The organism is Candidatus Pelagibacter sp., from assembly GCF_052049815.1.
Classification (GTDB): Bacteria; Pseudomonadota; Alphaproteobacteria; order Pelagibacterales; family Pelagibacteraceae; genus Pelagibacter.
Genome location: NZ_JBNGZG010000045.1, coordinates 1 through 6,708 on the forward strand (window position 1 = coordinate 1; position 6,708 = coordinate 6,708).

General features: G+C 29.0%; 9 protein-coding genes. 5 read left to right on the forward strand and 4 right to left on the reverse strand.

Annotation, left to right across the window (positions count from 1 at the left end; translation table 11 throughout):
- Nucleotides 1-24: 24 nt before the first annotated feature.
- The 3 genes from rseP to ACTT9D_RS06390 all read left to right on the forward strand — a co-directional run bounded on the left by rseP (nt 25) and on the right by ACTT9D_RS06390 (nt 2,999).
- Nucleotides 25-1,125 (forward strand): RIP metalloprotease RseP, encoded by a 1,101-nt coding sequence (rseP, locus tag ACTT9D_RS06380; protein WP_440930961.1) that lies wholly within the window; start codon nt 25-27, stop codon nt 1,123-1,125.
- Nucleotides 1,126-1,283: 158 nt separating this feature from the next.
- Nucleotides 1,284-1,559: an HU family DNA-binding protein gene (locus ACTT9D_RS06385; RefSeq protein ID WP_440930953.1), complete on the forward strand. Its 276-nt coding sequence runs from the start codon at nt 1,284-1,286 to the stop codon at nt 1,557-1,559.
- 138 nt (nt 1,560-1,697) lie between these two features.
- Entirely contained in the window at nt 1,698-2,999 is a 1,302-nt protein-coding gene (locus tag ACTT9D_RS06390) for an ammonium transporter (protein ID WP_440930954.1), read from the forward strand.
- Nucleotides 3,000-3,118: 119 nt separating this feature from the next.
- On the opposite strand, the gene bcp is transcribed toward ACTT9D_RS06390, so the two are convergent.
- On the reverse strand, nt 3,119-3,583 hold the full coding sequence (bcp, locus tag ACTT9D_RS06395) for a thioredoxin-dependent thiol peroxidase (protein ID WP_440930955.1): 465 nt from the start codon (nt 3,581-3,583) through the stop codon (nt 3,119-3,121).
- Entirely contained in the window at nt 3,580-4,608 is a 1,029-nt protein-coding gene (locus ACTT9D_RS06400; RefSeq protein WP_440930956.1) for a glycosyltransferase family 2 protein, read from the reverse strand. The genes bcp and ACTT9D_RS06400 overlap by 4 nt, the downstream gene beginning before the upstream one ends.
- 16 nt (nt 4,609-4,624) lie before the next feature.
- Here ACTT9D_RS06400 and ACTT9D_RS06405 point away from each other — a divergent pair, with 16 nt between their 5' ends.
- Nucleotides 4,625-5,008 carry a rhodanese-like domain-containing protein gene (locus tag ACTT9D_RS06405; RefSeq protein WP_440930957.1) on the forward strand — a complete coding sequence of 128 codons (384 nt, stop codon included), beginning with the start codon at nt 4,625-4,627 and terminating at the stop codon, nt 5,006-5,008.
- Here ACTT9D_RS06405 and ACTT9D_RS06410 read toward each other — a convergent pair.
- The gene (locus tag ACTT9D_RS06410) at nt 5,005-5,583 is read right to left on the reverse strand and encodes a 2-hydroxychromene-2-carboxylate isomerase (RefSeq protein WP_440930958.1); all 579 of its coding nucleotides are present in this window, start codon (nt 5,581-5,583) and stop codon (nt 5,005-5,007) included. The genes ACTT9D_RS06405 and ACTT9D_RS06410 overlap by 4 nt on opposite strands.
- The gene (locus tag ACTT9D_RS06415) at nt 5,576-6,049 is read right to left on the reverse strand and encodes an ABA4-like family protein (RefSeq protein ID WP_440930959.1); all 474 of its coding nucleotides are present in this window, start codon (nt 6,047-6,049) and stop codon (nt 5,576-5,578) included. Before ACTT9D_RS06415 ends, ACTT9D_RS06410 begins: the two co-directional genes overlap by 8 nt.
- 28 nt (nt 6,050-6,077) lie before the next feature.
- On the opposite strand from ACTT9D_RS06415, the gene ACTT9D_RS06420 reads away from it, so the two are divergent.
- Nucleotides 6,078-6,641: a regulatory protein RecX gene (locus ACTT9D_RS06420; RefSeq protein ID WP_440930960.1), complete on the forward strand. Its 564-nt coding sequence runs from the start codon at nt 6,078-6,080 to the stop codon at nt 6,639-6,641.
- The last annotated feature ends 67 nt before the right edge of the window (nt 6,642-6,708 follow it).

Sequence of the window (6,708 nt, forward strand, 5' to 3'; positions counted from 1 at the left end):
CGGAGATGGGTATTAGAGACAGATATTATTCCATTTTTAATATTGATATTGGTTGTAGTATTTATCCATGAATATGGTCATTACTATTTCGCTAAAAGATATGGGGTAGGAGTAACAGATTTTTCAATAGGTTTTGGTAAAGAACTATTTGGCTGGAATGATAAATCTGGGACTAGATGGAAAGTTTGCGCTATTCCTTTAGGCGGCTATGTGAAGTTTTTTGGTGATAGAAATGTATATTCTCAAGCAGATCACAAAGAAATTTTAGAAAAGTATAGTGACGAAGAAAGAGAAAAATTATTTATACTAAAACCTTTATATCAAAGAGCGCTCATTGTATTTGGTGGTCCACTAGCTAATTTTTTATTGGCAATATTAATATTTTTCTCAATTTATACATTTATTGGTAAAGACTTTACTCCTGCAGTAATTAATGAAGTTCAAAAAGATAGTCCTGCAATGGTAGGTGGATTAAAAGAAAAAGACATTATTTTAGAGATTGATGGAAATGAGGTTAAAAGTTTAATGGATGTATCTAAATACATAACAATGTCCACAAGTGACTTTATCGATTTTAAAGTAAAAAGAAATTACGATGAATTAATACTTAAAATTAAACCCAATATGGTTATGAGTGAGGACAATCTTGGAAATAAAATTAACAAGAGAATGGTTGGTATTAAACTTGGTGCTTATAATGATGAAATTAATCATGTAAAATTAGGCCCTGCTCAAGCAATATATCATGCAGCTCATGAAGTGTATTATGTTAGTATTTCTTCACTTAAGTACTTGGGTGGAATGATAATGGGAAAGGCGGATACTTCTCAATTAGGTGGCCCAATTAGAATTGCAAAAATTTCTGGCCAAGTAGCAACATTTGGAGTGATAGCCTTTATTAGTATGATGGCTTATATTTCAATCAGTCTTGGTTTAATAAATCTTTTTCCAATACCTATGTTGGATGGTGGTCATTTAATGTTTTATATTTTTGAAGCTTTGCTAGGACGTCCATTAAGTCAAAAAACACAAGAAGGTTTTTTTCGAATCGGATTATTTTTGTTGTTATCTTTAATGTTTTTTACAACCTTCAATGATCTAAAAGACCTTGGTTTATTTGGATAAATAAATTTCATTTAAAGTTAAAAAATTCAATAAAATCAACACTTATTTAAGTTTTAACAAGATATAGTATATCACTTGTTAACAGCTACTAAAAAAAGCCTTGATTTATCAATGCTTTTAACAATGATAGTAAATAACCTAATAAAACCGGAGCTAAAATGAATAAAAAACAACTAGTAGCAAAGCTTTCAGGCTCGCTAAATTTAAGCAAAGCAGATGCTGAAAGAACTTTTGATACAATTACCAACACTATTTTGGACGCTCTTAAAAATGATGATAGCGTTAAAATCGCTGGTTTTGGTACTTATAAAGTAGCAAAAAGAAAAGCAAGAGTTGGTAGAAATCCTAGAACTGGTGAGCAAATTCAAATTGCTGCATCACAAAAGGTTAAGTTCTTACCTGCTAAATCGTTAAAAGAAGCTTTTAACAGATAAATTATTAAACAGCCTTAATACGAAAAACGTGTTAAGGCTGTTTCTATATGCAAAAACTGCATACCCCTTTTTCAGTATAAACGTTAGTTAAAATAATTAATCAAAATATAAGACTAATTTTTAAACAAGGGAGGTCTTATGACTAAATTAATAAAAAAAATAAGCGCACCGCTTATTAGTTTAATTTTGTTATTAAACATGAGTAGTGCAGGAATGGCAGAAACAACAGTGTCTGCTGAAGTTGGGTTTATATTTAATACTCTACTATTTTTAATTTGTGGTTTTCTAGTCATGTTCATGGCAGCAGGTTTTGCAATGTTAGAATCTGGAATGGTAACTTCAAAAAGTGTCTCGGTGATTTGTGCAAAAAATATCGGACTATTTTCAATTGCTGGAATAATGTTCTGGCTTTTTGGATATAACTTAGCATATGGAATACCAGAAGGTGGTTATATTGGTAAATTTATACCATGGTCAGATTCTAGTGCTATAGATACAGGTTACTCAGATGGATCAGATTGGTATTTCCAAATGGTATTCTGTGCAACTACAGTTTCAATTGTATCAGGAGCAATGGCTGAAAGAATTAAGTTATGGCCATTCTTCCTATTTGCAGCAATTTTGTCTGGAATTTTATACCCAATCGTAATGGGTTGGCAGTGGGGTGGAGGCTGGTTAGCAGAACTTGGTTTCTCTGACTTTGCTGGATCAACACTAGTACACTCAACTGGTGGAGCAGCAGCTTTAGCAGGTGCAATTATTATTGGACCAAGACTTGGAAGATTTACTAAGTCTGGTGAAGCAACTCCTATTAAACCATTTGCAGCTTCATCTATACCATTAGTAACACTTGGTGTGTTTGTACTATGGTTAGGTTGGTTTGGTTTCAACGGTGGTTCACAATTAGCTATGGGAACAGCTGATGATGCAATCGCAGTATCAACAATCTTTATCAATACGTTTTTAGCAGGAGCTGGTGGTGTAATGGCAGCGGCTGTTGTAACAAGATTGTTTATTGGTAAAACAGATGTAATCCAAATGTTAAATGGATGTATTGGTGGATTAGTTGCAATTACTGCAGAACCTTTGGCACCATCACCATTAGCAGCAATTTTAATTGGTGCAGTGGGTGGTATTATAGTGGTTTACGGTACTAAGTTCTTATTACAAATGAAAATTGATGATGTAGTAGGTGCTGTACCAGCACACTTGTTTGCGGGTATTTGGGGAACATTAATTGTCCCAGCTACAAACGCTGATGCAAATTTCAGTGCACAATTAATCGGAGTTGTATCAGTGAACGCATTTGTATTCATCGTTGCTTACATAATCTGGTCAATCATGAAAGGAACAATTGGCTTAAGATTAAGTAAAGAAGGTGAAACAAAAGGTACAGACGTAACTGAAACAGGTGTAATTGCTTACGCGATACGTGACTAATTACATGTAATAATGGAGCTCTTCGGCTCTCTAGATCTACTCATCGAAGAGCTCCTTTAAAAAAAATTAACATCTCTCTCTTTTAGTTAATGATTAAAAGGCCCTACGGGGCCTTTTTTTTATTTTAATGATTTGAAAGTTTCTAAAACTTCTTTTGCGTGATCTTTAACTTTAACGTTGTCCCAAACTTTAATAATTTTTCCTTTTTTATCTATTAAAATAGTTGAGCGAATAATTCCCATAAACTCTTTTCCCATAAACTTTTTCTTACCCCAAACTTTATATTTTTTTAAAACTTTTTTTTCCTCGTCAGACAAAAGATCAAATTTTATTTTGAACTTTTCTCTGAATTTATCATGGCTTTTGATAGTATCTTTTGAGATGCCAAAAATTTCACAGTTAAGTTTCTTAAATTTAGGTAATAGTTTATTAAAATCATTTGTCTCTATAGTGCATCCAGGAGTGTCATCTTTAGGATAAAAGTAAATTACAACGTATTTTCCCAATAAATCTTTTAATTTTTGCTTTTCACCATTTGTTGATGGCAAAGTAAAATCAGGTGCTTTTGTTTGTTCTTTAATCACTTAATCTCGTTTTCATCCCAAAGTTTTTTGTAATCAGTATTTGGTGACATACCATAAATTGAATTTATGTTTGTATAATGAACTGCTAATGATGGTAATGGACTGAAACAATTTACTTCTTTGTAAATATCATGAAATGGTTTTTCAAATGGATTATGTTCAAATTCACATGTACTTATAAATTTTTGCCAATATTCATTAATAATTTCTTTACTTGTTAAGAAAGTACATAATGACTCATGTATAGATCTCCAATGGTATTTATTACCAAGCATAATCTTTGTTTCATTAAGATTGTTATATAAATATGGATAATCTGCAGGACAAAGAATTATATCTTTTTTTAAAATTGAGGAAATTCTCTCAAATGTATAAACCATTTCTTCAATTGCATCTAATTCATGTAAATAATCATCTTCAACAAAATATACTAAATCTTCACAATCTTTTGCTAAGTTAAAAGATTGATTAATGTTTGACATATTTGACATTTGATTTGTTGTCACTTCTTTACCATCTTGATTGATATTTTTTATATTTCTTTTGTAATAATCAAATTCTAAATCTTTAATTTCACTTTCAAAATTTTGATTTTTTAATAAATTTAAGAAGTTTTCTTTAATCCTTTCACCAGAATTATGATCAATTATTGTGAGTTTGATTTTTATTTTATTGGTTAATTGAGATTTATTAATTGATCTTATAAGTGAATTTAATGTTCTTAAAGAATACTGGTCTTTTGTTTTTTCAAAAATTCTTTTTTTAGATTGAGAAAGCATATTAACAGATGAACAAGTTCTAAGAATTATATCTAAAGATTTTACAGGTCTCGAAATCTTAATTCTACCCATAGGTAGCACCAAAGATTCCTTTCCCAATTTTGATAAATTATCGTTATAGGATTTATTTGAAACAGGTAAAAAAAGGTCATTTTGGTCAATAATTTCAAAATTAAAAAATCTACAAAATTTAACAAATAATTTTTTAAAAAAATTTATTTTGATTGTTTTTTTTTGTTTTTTCATATGTAATAATAAATATATGAATGTTATATCATCTACTAAGCTAGTAAGTGAAGCTTTAGATCAAATAAAAACTATTTCAAGTGATGATGCTTTTGAAAAAGTATCAAAAAGCGAATGTAATCTAATTGATATCAGAGATATTAGAGAATTAGAAAAAGAGGGAAGGGTTGAAAATTCCAATCATATTCCACGAGGTATGTTAGAATTTTGGTTAGACCCTGAGAGTGTATATTTTAAAGATGGCAAACTTGATATGAATAAAGAAATGGTTTTATTTTGTGCAGGCGGGTTAAGGTCAGCTTTAGCTGCTAAAACGTTGCAAGATATGGGTTTTGAAAAAGTTTCACATATTGATGGTGGATTTGCTGCTCTTAAACAAAGTAAATTTAAAATCATTTAGTTGCCTAATTCATCCAGAGCGTAATCAAGTCTATCTTGTCCCCAAAATAATTTATTATTGATTACAAAAGTTGGTGCCCCAAAAACATCATTATCAAAGGCATGACTAGTTAAATTTTTTAGTTCATCTTTTATTTTTTGATCCTTTATATTTTGTTTAAATAAATTTTCATCTATTTCACAATTAGTTAAAATTTGTTTTAGGATTTTTTCTTCTGAAATATCTAAATTATTTTTCCAATATGCATCGAAACAAACATCAATAAATTTATTTTTTTTCTTTTCTTCAATACAAAGATAACCTCTCATTAAATATAAAGAATTAATAGGAAACTTCTCATTCCAAATAAATGCAATTTCATTTTTTTTTGCAATTAAAATGCAATCTTCTCTCATATTTTTCATTTTTCTTTCATTGAATGCAGGAGCTGTAATTCTACCTAAATTATGCAACCCGCCAAGTAGAATAGGTTTGTAGATAAAGTTATTTCTTTGATTCAAATTTATGATTTTTTTATGCGCTAAATAAGAATAAGGACTTACAAAATCAAAATAAAAATCTATTTTTTTAGTCATATAGACTTATTCTTTTTGCGTAAAACAATCTGATAAACCAATACATAAATAGACCTAATGGCCCAATTAAATAAGTGAAGATTAGTGGAACTCCTAAAAGATATCTATTAACTCCAAATTTTTGCGAGTCTTTTAAAATCCATCCTCCAACAAATAAATTTATTGCAACAAAATGAATCCAAAACATTATTAAAAAGGTGGTATCTGAAAATAATTCAGATAACTCAGCGATCCCAAGATATAACGTAAAATTTTTATCGAAATCATATGCATCGATATATGATTGGTAGAGCATAAAAATATATGCACCTCCCAAAAGAGTAATTGGAAAGATAGAAGTTACAAAATATTTACATAAATGTGATTGTGGAAAAAATATTAAAATTAACCAAAAAGGTAATACCCCACAATTGACCCACAAATAAAGCATTTCAATTGTAAAAAAATTATAAATTTGCTCGATCATTTGAAATTATATTATATTAAATCTATCAATGATTCCTATAAGAAATAGAAAAAAAACTCTTAAAGTAACGGTAGAGGAAATGCGAAATTTTGCTTTTGCCTATATTGAAAAGTATGCACCTTCTAAACAACAATTAAAAACTTATCTTTTAAAGAAATATTTAAAGACATCAGTGCCCAATGTCAAAAAACAAGATGTAAACAAATTAATTGAAGTTGTTTTATCAGATTTAGAAAAAAGTAAATTTATTAACGATAAATTTTATTCAGAAAGCAAAGCAAGAAGTATGATTAGTAGAGGAAGCTCAATAAATAAAATTAGAAGTTATTTGTTAGGAAAAGGTATTGATGAGAACTATATAAATAACACAGTAGAACAAATAAATGATCAAAATTCAGATCAAGATTTTTTTTCTGCAATAAAAATTTGTAAAAAAAAAAGGATTGGACCAGCAAGAGTAGAGGACAATAGACCTTTATTTTATAAAAAAGATATTTCTTTGTTAGCAAGGAATGGTTTTGATTTTGAAACTTCAAAAAAAGTAATGGATATGACCGAAGAAGAATACAAAAAAATTATTAATTTACTTTGATTTATTCTTTTTTTCTTCTTCAATTAAATAATCAATTTTATTTTTAATATAATTTCTAACAAAAACG